This is a genomic window from Serratia ureilytica (assembly GCF_013375155.1).
GTDB classification, from domain to species: Bacteria; Pseudomonadota; Gammaproteobacteria; order Enterobacterales; family Enterobacteriaceae; genus Serratia; species Serratia ureilytica.
In genome coordinates, this window is sequence record NZ_JABXOF010000010.1 from 22,164 (window position 1) to 39,564 (window position 17,401).

Below are 17,401 nucleotides of genomic sequence, written 5' to 3' on the forward strand. Positions count from 1 at the left end.
GGCGCGGTGCTGGCAAGAATGGCCGGCAGTGAAATTGAGGGCCTCGAACACTTTATCGAACAATGCGTTACGGAATTACAAAGACATTACCTCTCCACCGGTGACGTGATGGACGGCGGCTGGTCGCCCGCGCCGCGTCTCGGCACCGATAACGGCATGTTCTTCGGCTTTTGGTCAGGCGAGATCCTGCGCGGATTGAGTCTGTATGTGATGTATAAAAACGGCCTTACCTACCCGGCCGGCAAACAGAAGAGAACCACACCATGACAGCAAAATACCGCGCCCTGCTCACCGAACAGGGCAAAGCGCTGCTGGCTAACGCTGCAGCAACCGGCCAAAAGCTGGAAATTACGCATATGGCGGTCGGCGACGGCGGCGGTTCGCCAACGCAGCCCGATGAAAGCCAGACCAAGCTGGTGAACGAAAAACGGCGCGCCGAGCTGAATTCACTGCAGATAGATACCGGCAACAGCAACCAAGTGATCGCTGAACAAGTGATCCCGGAGGACGTTGGCGGTTGGTGGATCCGCGAGCTGGGGCTGTATGACAAAAACGGCGTGCTGGTGGCGATCGCCAATACGCCCGACACCTACAAGCCGCAGTTGACCGAAGGTGCCGGCCGCACCCAGGTCGTGCGCATGGTGCTTCTGGTAAAAGGCGACGCCAATGCGGCGATCGTCGCAGACAAGACCGCCTTACTGGTCTCGCGCGATACGCTGAGTGCAGCCATTGCCGAACATGCCCGCTCGCGCAATCATCCTGACGCCACCTTGCTGGCAAAGGGTTTCACTCAATTGAGCAACGACAGCAATAGCGGTAGCGAAACGCTGGCCGCTACCCCGAAAGCCGTCAAAGCGGTTAACGATGCCTCGCTGAAAATCGCGGCGAACCTGAAAGACCTGCCAAACAAGTCCGTCGCGCGCGGCAACCTGGAGCTGGGTACTGCCGCCACACGCAACGTCGGCGCGCAAAAAACCAACCTGATGGAGGTGGGCGCGTTCGGTTTGGGGGGGGGCCCGATACATCGCGAAGACACTCTGAGCAACCGTGGCGAAATCTATCGGGTTACGGGTGCATCGAAAAATGCGCCGGGCGGCGGTGTTTATGGCGTCTTGAACCTGCCGTGTGACGGCGGCCCTTCCAGCGGCTATCTGGCGATCCAGCCTAATGGATCATCTTACATCGGCACGTCCACGACCCCTGACAAACCGCTGAACTGGTACCGAATTTACACTACCGGCTTTAAACCGACGGCCACAGACGTCGACGCCTACAGCAAGGCGGAAGCCGACGGGAAGTTCGTCAAACAGAGCGGCGATACCATTACCGGCGCTTTAACGGTCAATGGAGCGATTGAGAGTAAATCCGGCCTCACTACACCCTCTTTAGCCGTAAATGGCAGCGTAACCATCGCCGGAGCGTTGACCACAAAAGCCGGTGTCGAGCTGTTCGGTACCACCCCCTATCTGGATTTTCATTACGGCAATAGCAACGGTGACTTCGATGTCAGACTCATCAATGACAACAAAGGCACCTTAGCCTTTCACGGCAATGAATATTACGTCAATGGCAAGCTGAGCGCGACGGGTGATGCCTGGATAGGCGGAAAGGCCAATATCAACGGTATGGCCGCTTTTTATAGTTCTGATTTTATTACTAAACAAGGAAATCTTACTCATCCCGACGGCAATCGCCAAACAAACGGTATGCGTCTACAGGGGCAAGGTAATCTGCTCGTCGATCTTTACCACTATGAGAAGGTCGGGAGCCACCATGAGTTCGGTATCCATGTTGCCAACGGCGGGGCCGATGGCTGGTTCAGCTTCCGTAATAACGGTGAACTCCGCGCGAACGGCACCTTATTTGCTGCAGGTGCCGCTTATCAAACAGACGGCAATATTAACGGCGGCATTTGGGGAGGCTATTTAAGCAACTATCTCAATCACAACTTTGTGCGGGATGTTCGCCTGGGTAATGTGGAAAGTATCGCTACCTGGCGAGGCCCCGGCTATTCGGATAGCGCGGGTTATGTCCTGACCGGCGCAGCAAACAACAACGTGGATGAATACATCGACGTAATTTTCCGTCGTCCGCTGCAAAAACACATTGGTGGCAATTGGGTTACCGTCTGGAGCGTATAATGATGAATAACATGAAAAACTTTACCCTCGCCGCGCCGGAAACGGTAGAACAGAAACAGCTGGCCGCCTCGCACGGTGTTTTGTTTTTAAAATCCGATGCCGGGGAAGACTGGTATGAATGTCAAAAAAGCTTCCGTCCTGAGACGGTAAAACTGATGTATGACAAGGACGGGATCATTCGTTCAATCACCGCGAAACCGAATGCCGAAGGCCATTATGACGTTTCCGGATTTTTCCCAGAAAATATGAGTGTGGCGGAGGTCGAAAACTTGCCGGAAGGCGCTGATATCAACGGCCGCTGGATTTTTGATGGAGAAAACATCATACCAAGATCGTATTCAACTCAGGAGCTACGGCAACAGGCCGCCAATAAAAAACAAGAGTTGATTAAGCAAAGTTCGCTGCAGATAGAAACGCTTAACGACGCTACTGATCTGGGAATGGCGAGCGAAGAGGAACTGCGGCTGCTGACCCGCTGGAAAACCTACCGCGTATTGCTTAATCGGGTCGATCCCGAAGCGGCCCCGGATATCGACTGGCCGCAACCACCGCAATAACGTCGTTCAACGCCCCGCCCGGGGCGTTTTTTTTCTTTATTTTTCCTGCTGTTGTACCAGTTATCCCACACCCCGAATGAGATGCGGCACCACCTCCCAACAGGCATGCTGTCATCACCAACCACAAACGGAGTAATGCTATGGGTGACTATCACCACGGCGTGCGTGTCCTCGAAATCAACGAAGGCACCCGCGTAATTTCCACCGTCTCGACGGCCATTGTCGGCATGGTTTGTACCGCAGAAGATGCCGATGCAACCCTGTTTCCTCTCAACACCCCGGTGCTGATTACCGACGTCCTGGCCGCCAGCGGCAAAGCAGGTAAAAAAGGGACGCTGGCGCGTTCGCTGCTGGCGATCGCCGAGCAGACTAAGCCGGTAACCGTCGTGGTACGCGTGGCGGAAGGGAAAGACGAGGCCGAAACCACGTCCAATATCATCGGTGGCGCCGATGAAAACGGTAAGTACACCGGCATGAAAGCGCTGCTGGCCGCTCAGGCCGAGCTGGGCGTGAAACCACGCATTCTGGGCGTACCGGGCCATGATAATCAGGAAGTGGCGACCGCGTTGGCCGGCATCTGCCAGCAGCTGCGCGCTTTCGGCTATATCAGCGCTTACGGCTGTAAAACCGTGTCCGACGCCATCAAATATCGCGCCAACTTCAGCCAGCGCGAACTGATGCTGATTTGGCCGGACTTCATCAACTGGAATACCACCACCAACAGCAGCGACATCGCCTTCGCCACCGCTCGTGCACTGGGGCTGCGTGCCAAGATCGACCAGGAGACCGGCTGGCATAAAACCTTATCCAACGTCGGCGTCAACGGTGTGAGCGGTATCTCGGCCAGCGTATTTTGGGATCTGCAAACCGCAGGCACCGACGCCGATCTGCTGAATGAAGGTTGCGTCACCACCCTGATCCGCAAAGATGGCTTCAAGTTCTGGGGATCTCGCACCTGCTCCGACGAACCGCTGTTCCAGTTTGAAAACTATACCCGCACCGCGCAGGTATTGGCCGACACCTTGGCCGAAGCTCATCTGTGGGCGGTTGACCGTCCGCTTACCCCGACGCTGATCCGCGACATGATCGACGGCATCAAGGCCAAGTTCCGCGAACTGAAATCCGCCGGTCTGATCATCGACGGTGACTGCTGGTATGACGAAAGCGCCAACGACAAAGAGACCCTGAAGGCCGGCAAGCTGTTTATCGATTACGACTACACCCCGGTACCGCCGCTGGAGGATCTGACTCTGCGTCAGCGCATTACCGATCGCTACCTGGCGAACTTCGCCGCATCCGTGAACAGCTAAGGAGACTGAAGCATGGCACTGCCAAAAAAACTGAAATACCTGAACCTGTTTAACGACGGCTTCAACTACATGGGCGTGGTTTCCTCAATGACGCTGCCGAAACTGACACGCAAGCTGGAAAAATTCCGCGGCGGCGGCATGAGCGGCGCAGCCTCGGTGGACTTCGGCCTGGACGACGATGCGCTGGTGGTGGAATGGACCATGGGCGGCATTGACGAACTGGTGCTCAAGCAATGGGGCCGCGTCGATGCGGTACCGCTGCGCTTTACCGGCTCTTTCCAACGCGACGATACCGGCGACGTCTCTGCGCTCGAAGTGGTGATGCGCGGCCGTCATAAAGAGATCGACAGCGGCGACTTCAAGCAGGGTGAAGATACCGAAACCAAAGTTTCCACCGACTGCACTTACTTCAAGTTGAGCATCGACGGCAAAGAGCTGATCGAGATCGATACCGTCAACATGATCGAAAAAGTCGACGGCGTAGATCTGCTGGCAGCGCACCGCCGCGCCATCGGCCTGTAATTTTTCACCTCAAACGGCCAGCCCCGCGCTGGCCCCCTTTTTCCGACTGAAAACTGGATACCCCATGGAACTGAATGCATCCCAGGAAAACACCGTCGTCCTGAATACTCCGATTAAACGTGGCGATAGCGAAATCACTCGCGTGCAAGTGACCAAGCCGAATGCCGGCAGCCTGCGCGGCATCGGTCTGGCCGCGCTGGCCAACGCCGATGTCGATGCGTTGATCACTATTCTGCCTCGGGTCACCTACCCGAACCTGACCAAGGAAGAGTGTGCCCGTTTGGAACTGCCTGACCTGATTGCGCTGGCCGGCCAGGTGATCGGTTTTTTGTCGCCGACATCGGCCGAGTAACGGTCGATCCTACTCTGACAGTAGATGACCTGATGGCGGATATCGCGGTGATTTTCCACTGGCCGCCGTCAGAAATGAACGGCATGACGCTGGCGGAGCTGATCGGCTGGCGCCACAGAGCGCTGCAACGTAGTGGAGTAAAAACAGATGAGTAACAGCAGACAGGAGCTGGAGTCACAAAACGAGATTGTCATCGGGCTTCAAGCGATAGCCAAGCAGAGCAAAGAACTGATGAGGCAGTTGCGCAGGCCCACCGGGGATAAAAACCTGTACAACAGTCTGGGACAGGATATCCAACGAGCAGAGAAAAAAGTCAAACATCTGCGTCGGCAGGAAAATGACATCGACGCTTTCCAAAAGACGAACCAGTCGCTGGCTGAGACCAATAAGTTGCTGGCAGCGTCGCGCAAAAAATCCGCCGCGCTGGCAATGCTGACGAAAGATCGCGAGCCAAGCCAGCGTTCCCGATTTATGAACAAAGAGATTGCGCAGGTCGCGGAGACGATAAATGCCCTGGAAAAGAAACGTGATCTCCTCGCCGCAATCGATAAAAGCCAGCGCCATCATCTTACCCAGCAAGGGATTAATCTACAATCGCTCGGCAATGAGCGCAAAAATCTGCGTGACGGCAGAATTAATGCCGGCGCCGCTATCGTTACCCTAAAAGAACAACGGCAATCGATAGCGCAGGAGCGCTATCGATCCGCACAGGCAGGCAATCAAGCGCGCCTCGACAAGCTGGAAAAATTACGCAACACCAGCAGCGCAGGCTTTTCTGTCGCCAAAAGTGCCGCCATAGGGGGAGCTAACCTGCTGGCGCCGGGAATCGAATTTGAAAAACAGCTTTCTCAACTGCGGGCACAGCTGAATCTGGGCAAGTCCGATCCGCAGCTCACGACTCTCGAGCAGCAGGCTCGCGGTATGAGCCAATCCGGTTATACCCCGGATCAAGCCCTACAAGCGCAAACAGCGCTGGCAAAACAAGGGTTGAATGCCAAGGAAATTTTAACGGCTTCGCCCGCCGCACTGACACTCTCCGCCGCGACAGGCAGCAGCGTCAACGAAACCGTCGCAACGATGACGGAAATGCAGCGCAGCTTCAATCTGGGCCCCGATCAATTCGATCGTATTGCCGATGTATTGGCGCTGGCCAGCAATCAATATGGCATGGATGTTCGGGCCGTTGGTGCAGCCATGAAAAGTAAAGCCACAACAGGTGCCGATATCTTCAGTGCGGCGCAACAGATTGCGCCTTTGGGCAGAGAAAAACTCCAGGCCAACCAGGTTGCCGGCTCAGCGCAGCACTTGGTCACCGTCAAAGGCGACAATATAGAGGGTGATATCCAAAAGCTTTTTGCCTCATGGGATAGCCTGAGAATCAACTTGTTTACCGGCCAAAACGCAGCCCTGCGGGAACTGACCCAAACGGCGACAGAGTGGCTGGTAAAACTGAATACCTGGATAACCAATAATCCGGCGTTAGCCGGCACCTTGCTGCAGGTCGCCGGTGGGCTCACGTTATTGCTCGGCGGCCTCAGCGGCGTCAGCCTGGTCGCCACCCAGGTACTCTCAGGGTTCTCTATTATCAGCGGCGCGATCCTAAAGGCCGGGCAAGCCATGATGTGGCTGGGGCGTATAGCGATGGCCAACCCGCTGCTGGCCATTGTCGGCCTGGTTGCGCTTGCCGCTTTCACCCTGATTGAAAACTGGGACAAGGTCGGCCCCTTCTTTAGCCACCTTTGGGAGCAGATATCGGCAGGGTGTGAGGCGCTGAAGAATTACATTTCAGACACCATTGATGGCTGGATAAAACAACTGACTTCATTGACCGAATATCTTCCCGACTGGATGCAATTTGGCGATAAGAGCGGCACCTCTGGCAATGCCGAAAACGGCAGCGCCTGGTTTGCCGGCAAGTTCGATCGCGGGGGAGACATTCCTGCCGGACAATTCGGCATTGTAGGCGAAAACGGTCCTGAGTTGGTCAGCGGCCCCGTTCAAGTGACCGGCCGCCGCCATACGGCCGCCATGTCGGCGGCTTTACTGTCGCTCAGCGCGCCTGTAATGCCGGCCTCACCGGTAGCAGGTTCGCTGGTAACCCAAATCCAGGTTCCGTCGGTCACTATCAACATCACTGCCGGCGCCGGTCAGAATGAACAAGACATCGGCCGCGAAGTCGCGCGGCAATTTGAATTGCTTGCTCATCGCCAAGCGGCAAACGCCCGCAGTCGGATGAGTTAATCTCGCGAATAGGAGAAATATGATGATGCTGACCCTCGGCATGTTTGTTTTTATGTTGAAAACCGTGCCTTATCAAAGCATGCAACGCAGCGCCAATTACCGCTGGCCGACCCTGCCGCGCATCGGCCAGCGCCCTGCCGCGCAGTTTCTGGGAGTAGACAATGAGAAAATAACGCTGACGGGAGTCTTGGTACCGGAAGTAACCGGAGGGACATTATCATTGATGGCGCTTCAGCTCATGGCTGCCCAAGGCAGAGCCTGGCCGCTGATCGAGGGCAATGGAACTATTCATGGGATGTATGTCATTGAAAGCATAGTCGACACGAAAACCCAGCTTTTCTCGAACGGCAGCGCGCGACAGATAGAGTTTACGATCAATCTGATGCGCGTTGATGAATCGCTGATCGCCATGTTCGGCGATCTGCGCCAACAAGCCTCTGACCTTGCCGATAAAGCAGGTCAGGCTGCGGCGCGGCTCGGGGAGATGCTGCCGTGATCACGCAAACCCCCGTCCCTATTGGCGCGCTCATTGCGCCAGACTATGCCCTGTTTTTACAGCAAGCGGACATCACGGAGGCTTTCCGCCACCGTCTGCTCTCATTGACGTTAACCGATAATCGCGGTTTTACCGCGGATCGATTGGATCTTGAGCTCGACGATGCGGATGGGCAAATCGCCATGCCCAAACGCGGCCAAACGCTCACCGTGAAGCTCGGCTGGAAAGGACAAGCCTTGATCGACAAAGGCAAGTTTATCGTTGATGAAATCGAACATCGTGGCGCACCGGATAAACTCGTCATTCGGGCCCGCAGCGTCGACTTTCGAAACTCGATGAACGTGGCGCGAGATCATTCCTATCACGATCGCACCCTTGGTGACATCGTCAACGAAGTGGCCAACCGTAACCGGATGGGGCATACGCTGGCGGCAGGACTGGCAGAGATCAAAATCACGCATATAGATCAGTCTCAGGAAACGGATGTCGCCTTTCTTACCCGGCTGGCGACCATGAATGGTGCCGTCGCCGCCATTAAAAATGAACGCCTGCTGTTTCTGGTCCCAGGTTCCGGTCTAAGCATCTCGGGCAAACCTCTGCCGTCACTGACTTTGGAACGCAGCGATGGCGACCAGCACTACTTCAATGTGGCCGATCGGAACGCTTACACCGGCGTTATTGCCAAATGGCAAGATACTCAGCATGCCAGGCAACAGCAGATGACAGTACAACGTGAGGAAGGGAATACCACAGATGAAAATGCGGCTTCAAGCTATCTGGCAGGTGAAAGCAATAACGTTTTTACCCTGCCGACGCTCTACGCGAACAAAGAAAGCGCAATGCGTGCGGCAAAAGCGAGGTGGGCAAACATTCAACAAGGGAATGTGCAATTTTCCATAAACCTCGCCGTCGGCCGGCCTGATCTCAGTCCAGAAACGCCGATCCACCTGAGTGGATTCAAAGAGGTTATCGACAGACAACCTTGGATCATTAGTCAAGTCGTTCACACGCTGAATGATCGAGGTTTCTCCACCAGCCTCGCATTAGATGTACTGACTCAACGCATGGAGTTTGCAATCACGGAGGGGTGATAATTCATTTGCATCTTAATCTTGCTTTTGCGAGTTAATGAGCTATTATAAGTCATATAACCTGATGTAGCAGAACGAGGGATTCAACTATGATGCACTGTCCATTATGCGGTCACGTGGCCCACACTCGCTCCAGCCGCTATCTGAGCGAGTCGACCAAAGAGCGTTACCATCAATGCCGCAACATCAATTGCAGCTGCACGTTCGCCACGCACGAGTCCGTCGCGCGGGTGATCGTCAAACCTGGCGATGACATTATCCCGGCGCAGCCTCACCCGCCGGAGAGTCAGCAGAAACAAAGCGCCGCGGCGCTGTAATGCAAAAAGCCTGCTTATGCAGGCTTTATTATGTTGGCGGTGCGCAGACGAAATCTCGCAAATGCAACCTGCCGAGGTTTTAAGATAAAAAAAGGGGTTGGCATAGGCCAACCCCTGATAACTATTAACTTTTGGATGCAGCGTTAGTTAACGCGGTTCAGACGCTCTTTGATACGAGCAGCCTTACCAGTACGTTCACGCAGGTAGTACAGTTTAGCTTTACGAACGGCACCACGACGTTTAACAGTAATGCTGTCGATTACTGGGGAGTGAGTCTGGAATACACGCTCAACACCTTCGCCGTTGGAAATCTTACGAACAGTGAATGCAGAGTGCAGACCGCGGTTACGGATAGCGATAACCACGCCCTCGAATGCCTGCAGACGTTTTTTGCTACCTTCAACGACCCATACCTTCACTTCCACGGAATCACCCGGACGGAATGCAGGTACGTCTTGTTTCATCTGCTCTTGTTCAAGTTGCTTAATAATGTTGCTCATAATATGTCTCTTACCCTAGGTAAACTGATATATCGGTCCCGTCTGATGTCAGACGTTTCCTTCATAGTCCTGTTGCCTGGTCTGATGTTCCCGTTGGAACTCAGCCAGCAACACCGCTTGCTCGTCAGTCAGAGCTAGGCTTTCTAGAAGTTCAGGTCTTCTAAGCCAGGTTCGGCCCAGCGACTGCTTTAAGCGCCAGCGACGTATCTCGGCATGGTTGCCCGACAGCAGAACCGGCGGTACTTCCATTCCTTCCAACACCTCGGGGCGGGTATAGTGCGGGCAGTCCAGCAATCCGTCGGCGAAGGAGTCTTCCTCCGCTGAGGCCTGATGGCCCAGCACACCCGGTATGAAACGGGCGACTGAATCAATCAGGGTCATCGCCGGCAGTTCCCCGCCGCTGAGAACGTAATCGCCGATTGACCATTCTTCGTCAATTTCGGTTTGGATTACGCGCTCGTCTATCCCTTCGTAACGGCCGCACACCAGAATCATCTTCTGATTGGCCGCCAGTTCGCACACGCCGGTTTGATCCAGCTTGCGCCCCTGAGGTGACAGATAAATCACCTTTGCTCCCTCGCCTGCCGCTGCTTTCGCCGCATGAATGGCTTCCCGTAAAGGTTGCACCATCATCAGCATTCCCGGGCCGCCGCCGTAAGGGCGATCGTCCACGGTACGATGCCGGTCGTAGGTGAAGTCGCGAGGACTCCAACACTGCACGCTCAGCAGGCCATTTTTTACTGCCCGGCCAGTCACCCCGTAATCGGTGATAGCGCGGAACATCTCAGGAAACAGGCTTACAATACCGATGAACACAAGCCAATCCCCTTACCGTTATTCCACTTGCTTCGACCGTTTGATCCGGGGGTCAAAAACCAGGATCCCAATCTGCCTCAATCACGCGGGCAGTGAGATCGACTTTCTTGATAACCTGCCCATGAAGAAACGGAATCAACCGCTCCTTCATGCCGAACGCATCTTTCAGGTTCGCTTTCACAACCATCACATCGTTCGAGCCGGTTTCCATCATATCGATGACTTTACCCAGCTCGTAGCCGGCGGTGGTGACTACCTGGCAGCCCATCAGGTCTTTCCAGTAGTAATCGTCACCCTCCAGCGGAGGAAGTTGCTCAGAATCCACCATAATCTCGCGATTAGTCAGCAGATTCGCCGCGTCCCGATCGTCAATGCCTTTGACTTTGATGATCAGATCCTGACTGTGGCGCTTCCAGTCTTCCAACTCGATATGCTGCCACTGACCCGCCTGCTGGATAAACCACGGCTGATAGTCAAAAATGCTTTCGGCGTTCTCGGTGGATGAAAACACTCTGAGCCAACCACGAATGCCGTAAGCGGACCCCATTTTACCGAGTACAATCGGCTGCTTAGGCGCTACCGGTTTGAGTTGCTTGCTCATTGCCACCACCGCGACAGATTAAGCTGCTTTCTTAGCGTCTTTGATCAGCGCGTGAACGCGATCAGAAACGGTTGCACCCAGACCAACCCAGTGCTCGATGCGGTCCAGGTCCAGACGCAGTGCTTCAGCCTGACCGGAAGCGATCGGGTTGAAGAAGCCTACGCGCTCGATGAAACGACCATCACGAGCGTTGCGGCTGTCGGTCACTACTACTTGATAGAACGGACGCTTTTTAGCGCCGCCACGTGCCAAACGAATTGTTACCATAACATCCTCTTTAGTTAATAAAACAGCCGGGCCCCATTGAGGGACGGGGCCCGGTTGCAATATAAAAAGCCCGAAAATTTTACTCATTTTGGCGCAAAAAGCAATCTAAAGCGTCGATCGCAGGGGACAACTTTTGCAGCCTGTCAAATTTCGGGCGGTTTTCACCGCGAACGGCGAATGCTGAAAGCGCCCGCACTCGGCGTGCGGAGGCCCGTCAGCGGCCAGGGAAGCCCGGCGGCATCATACCTTTCATGCCGCGCATCATCTTCGCCATACCGCCTTTCTTCATCTTCTTCATCATACGCTGCATTTCGTCGAACTGCTTCAGCAAGCGGTTGACGTCCTGCACCTGCATGCCGGCCCCCATCGCGATGCGGCGCTTGCGCGAGCCCTTGATGATTTCCGGTTTGGCACGCTCTTTCAGCGTCATCGAGTTGATGATCGCCTCCATGCGCACCAACACTTTGTCGTCCATCTGCGACTTGACGTTATCCGGCAGCTGGCCCGCGCCCGGCAGCTTGCTCAGCATATTGGCCATGCCGCCCATGTTGCGCATCTGCTTGAGCTGCTCCAGGAAGTCGGTCAGATCGAAACCGTCGCCCTTCTTCAGCTTGTTGGCCAGTTTCTCCGCCTGCTCGCGGTCGACCTTGCTTTCGATATCTTCGATCAGCGACAGCACGTCGCCCATGCCCAGGATGCGTGACGCCACGCGATCCGGATAGAACGGCTCCAGCGCTTCGGTCTTCTCGCCGACGCCGAGGAACTTGATCGGCTTGCCGGTGATGTGGCGGATGGACAACGCCGCACCGCCGCGCGCATCGCCGTCGACCTTGGTCAGCACCACGCCGGTCAGCGGCAGCGCTTCGTTAAACGCCTTGGCGGTATTGGCGGCGTCCTGGCCGGTCATGGCGTCGACCACGAACAGGGTTTCCACCGGCTTGATGGCCGCGTGCACTTGTTTGATCTCGTCCATCATCGCTTCGTCAACGTGCAGACGGCCGGCGGTATCGACGATCAGTACGTCATAGAACTTCAGCTTGGCCTGCTGCAACGCGCGGTTGACGATGTCGATCGGTTTTTCTTTGACGTCGGACGGGAAGAAATCGATGCCGACACCTTCCGCCAGCGTTTCCAGCTGTTTGATCGCCGCCGGGCGATAAACGTCCGCGGAAACCACCAACACTTTCTTCTTCTGTTTTTCTTTCAGGAACTTGCCGAGCTTACCGACGCTGGTGGTTTTACCGGCGCCCTGCAGGCCCGCCATCAGCACCACCGCCGGCGGCTGAGCCGCCAGATTCAGCTCGGTGTTGACTTCGCCCATCGCGGCGATCAGCTCACCCTTGACGATCTTGACGAACTCCTGCCCCGGCGTCAGGCTCTTGTTGACTTCATGGCCAACCGCGCTCTCTTTTACGCGGTTGATGAAGTCGCGCACCACCGGCAGCGCAACGTCCGCTTCCAGCAATGCCATACGCACTTCACGCAGGGTTTCCTTGATATTTTCTTCGGTCAGCCGCCCGCGGCCGCTGATATTGCGCAACGTGCGCGACAATCGATCGGTTAAATTTTCAAACATCGTCTCATGCTCAACGTGTAATGACAGGCCGCTCCGGCGACACAATTGCGCCGATGATAACACGAAGCGAGCAGGATCTCTGCCTCAGCGTTGGAGATAGGTTGGAGTGAAACGCGCGCAACGTTATACTGACACTCCAATTAACCACGCCGAAGCAAAATTAAACGCTATGCCAGTTTTCTCCATTGTGGCTTTGATGGCCTACCTGCTCAGCCTTGGACTGATCATTCCCAGTTTGTTGCGGAAGAACAGCGCATACCGTCGGCTTGCCCTCGTCTCGGCGGTGGTGGCGCTGATTTGCCACGCCATCGCGCTGCAGCAGCGCATCTTTGACGTCAGCGCCGGGCAGAATCTCAGCCTGCTGAACATTGGTTCCATCGTCAGCCTGATCATCTGCTCGGTGATGACCTTCGTCGCTTCGCGCGATCGCGGCTGGTTCCTGCTGCCAATCGTCTACAGCTTTGCGATGATCAACCTGGCCTTCGCCAGCTTTATGCCCGGCGAGTTCATCACTCACCTGGAGGCCAGCCCGGAACTGATGGTGCATATCGGCCTGGCGCTGTTCTCTTACGCCACCCTGATCATCGCCGCGCTCTATGCATTGCAGCTCGCCTGGCTCGACTACCTTTTGAAAAACAAGAAGCTGACCTTCAGCGCCGACATGCCGCCGCTGATGAGCATTGAGCGCAAGATGTTCCATATCACCCAGATCGGCGTGGTGCTGCTGACGCTCACCCTGTGCACCGGCCTGCTGTACATGGATAATCTGTTCAGCAAAGAGAACGTGCATAAAGCCGTGCTGTCGATCATGGCCTGGTTCGTGTATATCGTGCTGTTGTGGGGCCACTACCATGAGGGCTGGCGCGGCCGCCGCGTCGTCTGGTTCAGCTTCGCCGGCGCCTTCCTGCTGACGCTCGCCTACTTCGGCAGCCGTCTGATTCAGCAGGTGATGGTGCGCTAGGCCAGCCTGGCTCAATTCTCCCTCTCTATAAGGAATACTGCATTGGAGCATGTGTCGACGGGGACCCTCATCATTATCCTGGTGATCATGATCGTGGTCTCCGCTTACTTCTCCGCCTCCGAGACCGGCATGATGACGCTCAACCGTTATCGCCTGCGTCACCTGTCCAAACAGGGCAACCGCTCGGCGCGTCGGGTCGAGAAGCTGCTGCAAAAACCGGATCGGCTGATCGGCCTGGTGCTGATCGGCAACAACCTGGTCAACATCCTCGCTTCGGCGCTGGCGACCATCGTCGGCATGCGGCTGTATGGCGATCTCGGCGTGGCGATTGCGACCGGCATACTGACTTTCGCCGTGCTGCTGTTCGCCGAAGTGCTGCCGAAGACCTTCGCCGCACTCTATCCGGAACGCATCGCCTTCCCCAGCAGCGTCCTGCTGGCCCCGTTGCAAAAGGTGATGTTCCCGCTGGTCTGGCTGCTCAACGGCATCACCAGCCTGACCTTGCGCCTGTTCGGCATTCGCACCAACGTGCGCATCAGCGACGCCGTCAGCAAGGATGAGCTGCGCACCATCGTGCGCGAATCCCAGTCGCAGATCTCCCGCCGCAATCAGGACATGCTGATTTCGGTGCTGGATCTGGAAAAGGTGACGGTCAACGACATCATGGTGCCGCGCACCGAGATCGTCGGCATCGACGTCAACGACGACTGGAAGTCGATCATGCGCCAGCTGACCCACTCGCCGCACGGCCGCATCGTGCTGTATCGCAGCTCGCTGGACGATGCGATCGGCATGCTGCGCGTGCGCGAAGCCTACCGCCTGATGACCGAGAAAAAAGAGTTCAACAAAGAGAACCTGCTGCGCGCCGCCGATGAGATCTATTTCGTTCCGGAAGGCACGCCGCTCAACGTGCAGCTGGTGAAATTCCAGCGCAACAAAGAGAAGGTCGGCATCGTGGTCGACGAGTACGGCGACATTCAGGGCCTGGTCACGGTGGAAGACATCCTCGAGGAGATCGTGGGCGATTTCACCACCTCGATGTCACCCACGCTGGCGGAAGAAGTCACGCCGCAGAGCGACGGTTCGGTCTTGATCGACGGCACCGCCAACGTGCGCGAGCTGAACAAGGCCTTCAACTGGACCTTGCCGGCCAACGAGGCTCGCACCGTCAACGGCATGCTGCTGGAAGAGCTGGAAGAGATCCCCGAAATCGGCACCCGGGTGCGCATCGGTCATTACGATATCGACATCCTCGACGTGCAGGGCAACATGATTAAACAGGTGCGGGTCACGCCGATCACCTCGCTGCAGTCCAGCGTCGGCCATCATTAGTCCTCGGCCAGAACGTAAAAAAGACGCGAAATCGCGTCTTTTTTTATTTTGCGGGCCACGCACGACTAGATATGCAGTTCCTGCAGCTTCTCTTTCGGCAGCGCCAGCTCGTCGTTGTGGTTCACCACCACGCCGTGATCCAGAATGTGCTTGGCGATTTCCTGCGCTTCTTCCAGCGAGTGCATATGGTAGGTGCCGCACTGGTACTCGTTAAGCTCAGGGATCTTGCGCTGGTCGGTCACTTTCAGCACGTCGGCCATCGCCGCTTTCCAGGCATCGGCAACGCGCTGCTCTTCCGGCACGCCGATCAGGCTCATGTAGAAACCGGTGCGACAGCCCATCGGGGAGATGTCGATAATTTCCACGCCCTGGCCGTTCAGGTGGTCACGCATAAAGCCGGCGAACAGGTGCTCCAGCGTGTGAATGCCGCGCTCGGGCATCACTTCCAGGTTCGGGCGGCAAAAGCGCAGATCAAACACCGTGATGGTATCGCCATGAGGCGTTTTCATGGTTTTTGCAACGCGGACAGCCGGAGCTGCCATACGGGTATGATCGACGGTAAAGCTATCCAGCAATGGCATTTCGCTACCTCCTCGTAAAAGAGCATTTATTTCGAAACTTTTTTTCCTAACCGGGAAACCTTTTCCAACCCTGCGAGTCTGAGTATGTGAAAGACGCGCATTTGTTATCATCATCCCTGTCATCAGAGATGCATATTTGGCCACATTGATGTGGCCTTTTTCTTTTTCAGCTTCCGCCGTTTTGCTTCAGGAACGCTTCAAAGCTTAGCGTATCATTGGCTTCTATGTCGCGTTGACGCTGCCACGAGGCTTCCCGCTCTTTATCCAGCTCGGCTTCGTTCAGGATTTCCAACGGTTCTTCCAGCAATGTCTGGCGATACTGCTCCGCCAGCTGCAAACCGACGCGCCCGGTGCCTTCCGCCTTCATGGCCTTGAGAATGCGCGCGGAGAAGGTCAACTCGGGATCGTCAAACGCGGCGACCAGCTCATCGCACACCTGCTGGTATTGACGATCGCCGGCTTCGCCGTCCAGCACTTCCGCCACCCGACGCAGATCGGCGAACAGCGCCTTGCCGACTTTCTCCAGCGGCTCATGGCTGGCGCCACAGCCGATGCCGATGGTCTGGCCCGGCTTGCGCCCTTCGAGGATCACCCGGTTCCAGTTCTTGCGCGTGCACAGCAGCTCATCGCTGCTCATCTCCGGCGCATCCGCCAGCGCGCACCACACCAGGAACAGATCCAGGAAACGCGCCTGCACCGCATCCACGCCGATCGGCGAGAATGGGTTGATGTCCAGCGAACGCACTTCAATGTATTCGATACCGCCGCGCAGCAGCGCGTCCGACGGCGTCTCGCCGCTTTGGGTCACGCGCTTTGGCCGGATCGGCGCATACAGCTCGTTCTCGATTTGCAGAACGTTGCTGTTCAGCTGCAGGTAGCGATCGCCCTCTTTCACGCCCAGCTTGGCGAACTCTTCGGAAGGCGTGGCGATCGCCCGCTTCAAACCGGCCACATAGCTGTGCAGATCGTTGAAGGTGATGCCCAGATTACTCTGCGATTTATTGGTATAACCCAAGTCGCTCAGGCGCAGCGAAGTGGCGTACGGCAGGTAGCACATCCCCTGCTCGGTGCGCTCGAACGGCAGATTGGTCTCGCGCCCTTTGAGGAACGAAGAACAAATGGCCGGCGATGCGCCGAACAGATACGGGATCACCCAGCCGAAACGGTAATAGTTGCGGATCAGGCGGAAATAACCGGCCGAGATCTGCTCTTTACCGCTTTCTGCGTCCTGCACGCCGGCCCAGGCCTGCCAAAATTCCAGCGGCAGCGAGAAGTTGTAGTGCACGCCGGAAATGGTCTGCATCAGCGCGCCATAGCGATTCTTCAGCCCTTCACGGTACAGCGTCTTCATGCGGCCGATGTTCGACGAACCGAACTGCGCCAGCTCGATGTCCTGCTCGGCTTCGATAAAGCACGGCATGCTGAGCGGCCACATGCGCTCATCGCCAATGTTGCGCGCCACGTAGCGATGAATATCGCGCAGGAACGTCAGCAAGTGATCGATATTGTCATCAACCGGCGTAATGAACTCTAACAGCGCCTCGGCGAAATCCGTGGTGATCCAGTGGTGCGTCAATGCCGCCCCCAGCTTTTCCGGATGCCCGGTGGTCGCCAAGGTGCCGTTCGGCGTGACTCGCAGCGTTTCACGCTCGATGCCGCGACGAATGCCTTTTAATGCCTGGGGATGGGCTTCCAACCAAGAAAGCGCCTGTGATACGTCCGGGATCAAATTGACCTCCC

The 17,401-nt window shown here is 56.2% G+C and carries 19 protein-coding genes; 12 read left to right on the top strand and 7 right to left on the bottom strand.

What is annotated here, in order from left to right; translation table 11 throughout:
- The first annotated feature begins 263 nt into the window (after window positions 1-263).
- From HWW83_RS18265 to HWW83_RS18310, 10 genes are all read left to right on the top strand, one after another.
- On the top strand, window positions 264-2,141 hold the full coding sequence (locus tag HWW83_RS18265) for a phage tail protein (protein WP_176589468.1): 1,878 nt from the start codon (window positions 264-266) through the stop codon (window positions 2,139-2,141).
- Window positions 2,141-2,698: a tail fiber assembly protein gene (locus HWW83_RS18270; protein WP_050594401.1), complete on the top strand. Its 558-nt coding sequence runs from the start codon at window positions 2,141-2,143 to the stop codon at window positions 2,696-2,698. Before HWW83_RS18265 ends, HWW83_RS18270 begins: the two co-directional genes overlap by 1 nt.
- 140 nt (window positions 2,699-2,838) lie before the next feature.
- The gene (locus tag HWW83_RS18275) at window positions 2,839-4,008 is read left to right on the top strand and encodes a phage tail sheath protein (protein ID WP_033641920.1); all 1,170 of its coding nucleotides are present in this window, start codon (window positions 2,839-2,841) and stop codon (window positions 4,006-4,008) included.
- 12 nt (window positions 4,009-4,020) lie between these two features.
- Window positions 4,021-4,530 carry a phage major tail tube protein gene (locus tag HWW83_RS18280; protein WP_033641919.1) on the top strand — a complete coding sequence of 170 codons (510 nt, stop codon included), beginning with the start codon at window positions 4,021-4,023 and terminating at the stop codon, window positions 4,528-4,530.
- A gap of 64 nt (window positions 4,531-4,594) precedes the next feature.
- Complete coding sequence (locus HWW83_RS18285; RefSeq protein ID WP_033641917.1) at window positions 4,595-4,882, top strand: phage tail assembly protein; 288 nt, start codon at window positions 4,595-4,597, stop codon at window positions 4,880-4,882.
- A 32-nt stretch (window positions 4,883-4,914) separates the two neighbouring features.
- Window positions 4,915-5,037 (top strand): GpE family phage tail protein, encoded by a 123-nt coding sequence (locus tag HWW83_RS18290; protein ID WP_033641916.1) that lies wholly within the window; start codon window positions 4,915-4,917, stop codon window positions 5,035-5,037.
- Entirely contained in the window at window positions 5,030-7,123 is a 2,094-nt protein-coding gene (locus HWW83_RS18295; protein ID WP_176589469.1) for a phage tail tape measure protein, read from the top strand. Before HWW83_RS18290 ends, HWW83_RS18295 begins: the two co-directional genes overlap by 8 nt.
- Window positions 7,124-7,145: 22 nt before the next feature.
- Window positions 7,146-7,619, top strand: coding sequence for a phage tail protein (locus tag HWW83_RS18300; RefSeq protein WP_033641914.1), 474 nt, complete (start codon window positions 7,146-7,148; stop codon window positions 7,617-7,619).
- Window positions 7,616-8,710, top strand: a complete 1,095-nt coding sequence (locus HWW83_RS18305) for a phage late control D family protein (RefSeq protein ID WP_033641913.1) — start codon at window positions 7,616-7,618, stop codon at window positions 8,708-8,710. Before HWW83_RS18300 ends, HWW83_RS18305 begins: the two co-directional genes overlap by 4 nt.
- Before the next feature lie 89 nt (window positions 8,711-8,799).
- Entirely contained in the window at window positions 8,800-9,027 is a 228-nt protein-coding gene (locus HWW83_RS18310; protein WP_033641912.1) for an ogr/Delta-like zinc finger family protein, read from the top strand.
- 143 nt (window positions 9,028-9,170) lie between these two features.
- On the opposite strand, the gene rplS is transcribed toward HWW83_RS18310, so the two are convergent.
- The 5 genes from rplS to ffh all read right to left on the bottom strand — a co-directional run bounded on the left by rplS (window position 9,171) and on the right by ffh (window position 12,787).
- Window positions 9,171-9,527, bottom strand: a complete 357-nt coding sequence (gene rplS / locus HWW83_RS18315; protein ID WP_015376707.1) for a 50S ribosomal protein L19 — start codon at window positions 9,525-9,527, stop codon at window positions 9,171-9,173.
- A 48-nt stretch (window positions 9,528-9,575) separates the two neighbouring features.
- A complete protein-coding gene (gene trmD, locus HWW83_RS18320; RefSeq protein ID WP_033641911.1) occupies window positions 9,576-10,343 on the bottom strand; it encodes a tRNA (guanosine(37)-N1)-methyltransferase TrmD in 768 nt (255 codons plus the stop codon).
- A 52-nt stretch (window positions 10,344-10,395) separates the two neighbouring features.
- Window positions 10,396-10,944 carry a ribosome maturation factor RimM gene (gene rimM, locus HWW83_RS18325; protein ID WP_019455135.1) on the bottom strand — a complete coding sequence of 183 codons (549 nt, stop codon included), beginning with the start codon at window positions 10,942-10,944 and terminating at the stop codon, window positions 10,396-10,398.
- 18 nt (window positions 10,945-10,962) lie between these two features.
- Window positions 10,963-11,211: a 30S ribosomal protein S16 gene (rpsP, locus tag HWW83_RS18330; RefSeq protein WP_004932501.1), complete on the bottom strand. Its 249-nt coding sequence runs from the start codon at window positions 11,209-11,211 to the stop codon at window positions 10,963-10,965.
- Window positions 11,212-11,425: 214 nt separating this feature from the next.
- Complete coding sequence (ffh, locus tag HWW83_RS18335; RefSeq protein ID WP_004932504.1) at window positions 11,426-12,787, bottom strand: signal recognition particle protein; 1,362 nt, start codon at window positions 12,785-12,787, stop codon at window positions 11,426-11,428.
- Window positions 12,788-12,956: 169 nt separating this feature from the next.
- Between ffh and HWW83_RS18340 the strand changes: the two genes are divergently transcribed.
- Window positions 12,957-13,748 (top strand): cytochrome C assembly family protein, encoded by a 792-nt coding sequence (locus HWW83_RS18340; protein WP_004932506.1) that lies wholly within the window; start codon window positions 12,957-12,959, stop codon window positions 13,746-13,748.
- Window positions 13,749-13,790: 42 nt separating this feature from the next.
- Window positions 13,791-15,080 (top strand): HlyC/CorC family transporter, encoded by a 1,290-nt coding sequence (locus HWW83_RS18345; RefSeq protein ID WP_016929024.1) that lies wholly within the window; start codon window positions 13,791-13,793, stop codon window positions 15,078-15,080.
- Window positions 15,081-15,145: 65 nt separating this feature from the next.
- Here HWW83_RS18345 and luxS read toward each other — a convergent pair whose 3' ends face one another.
- A complete protein-coding gene (gene luxS, locus HWW83_RS18350) occupies window positions 15,146-15,661 on the bottom strand; it encodes an S-ribosylhomocysteine lyase (protein ID WP_033641910.1) in 516 nt (171 codons plus the stop codon).
- Window positions 15,662-15,827: 166 nt separating this feature from the next.
- A complete protein-coding gene (gshA, locus tag HWW83_RS18355; protein WP_033641909.1) occupies window positions 15,828-17,390 on the bottom strand; it encodes a glutamate--cysteine ligase in 1,563 nt (520 codons plus the stop codon).
- Window positions 17,391-17,401 lie beyond the last annotated feature (11 nt).

Coding starts and splice junctions, on each gene's coding strand:
- HWW83_RS18270 (WP_050594401.1), top strand. CDS start 2,141: ATGATGAATAACATGAAAAACTTTACCCTCGCCGCGCCGGAAACGGTA.
- HWW83_RS18275 (WP_033641920.1), top strand. CDS start 2,839: ATGGGTGACTATCACCACGGCGTGCGTGTCCTCGAAATCAACGAAGGC.
- luxS (WP_033641910.1), bottom strand. CDS start 15,661: ATGCCATTGCTGGATAGCTTTACCGTCGATCATACCCGTATGGCAGCT.
- HWW83_RS18285 (WP_033641917.1), top strand. CDS start 4,595: ATGGAACTGAATGCATCCCAGGAAAACACCGTCGTCCTGAATACTCCG.
- rpsP (WP_004932501.1), bottom strand. CDS start 11,211: ATGGTAACAATTCGTTTGGCACGTGGCGGCGCTAAAAAGCGTCCGTTC.
- HWW83_RS18300 (WP_033641914.1), top strand. CDS start 7,146: ATGATGCTGACCCTCGGCATGTTTGTTTTTATGTTGAAAACCGTGCCT.
- HWW83_RS18280 (WP_033641919.1), top strand. CDS start 4,021: ATGGCACTGCCAAAAAAACTGAAATACCTGAACCTGTTTAACGACGGC.
- HWW83_RS18290 (WP_033641916.1), top strand. CDS start 4,915: ATGGCGGATATCGCGGTGATTTTCCACTGGCCGCCGTCAGAAATGAAC.
- HWW83_RS18295 (WP_176589469.1), top strand. CDS start 5,030: ATGAGTAACAGCAGACAGGAGCTGGAGTCACAAAACGAGATTGTCATC.
- rimM (WP_019455135.1), bottom strand. CDS start 10,944: ATGAGCAAGCAACTCAAACCGGTAGCGCCTAAGCAGCCGATTGTACTC.
- HWW83_RS18310 (WP_033641912.1), top strand. CDS start 8,800: ATGATGCACTGTCCATTATGCGGTCACGTGGCCCACACTCGCTCCAGC.
- HWW83_RS18340 (WP_004932506.1), top strand. CDS start 12,957: ATGCCAGTTTTCTCCATTGTGGCTTTGATGGCCTACCTGCTCAGCCTT.
- ffh (WP_004932504.1), bottom strand. CDS start 12,787: ATGTTTGAAAATTTAACCGATCGATTGTCGCGCACGTTGCGCAATATC.
- rplS (WP_015376707.1), bottom strand. CDS start 9,527: ATGAGCAACATTATTAAGCAACTTGAACAAGAGCAGATGAAACAAGAC.
- HWW83_RS18265 (WP_176589468.1), top strand. CDS start 264: ATGACAGCAAAATACCGCGCCCTGCTCACCGAACAGGGCAAAGCGCTG.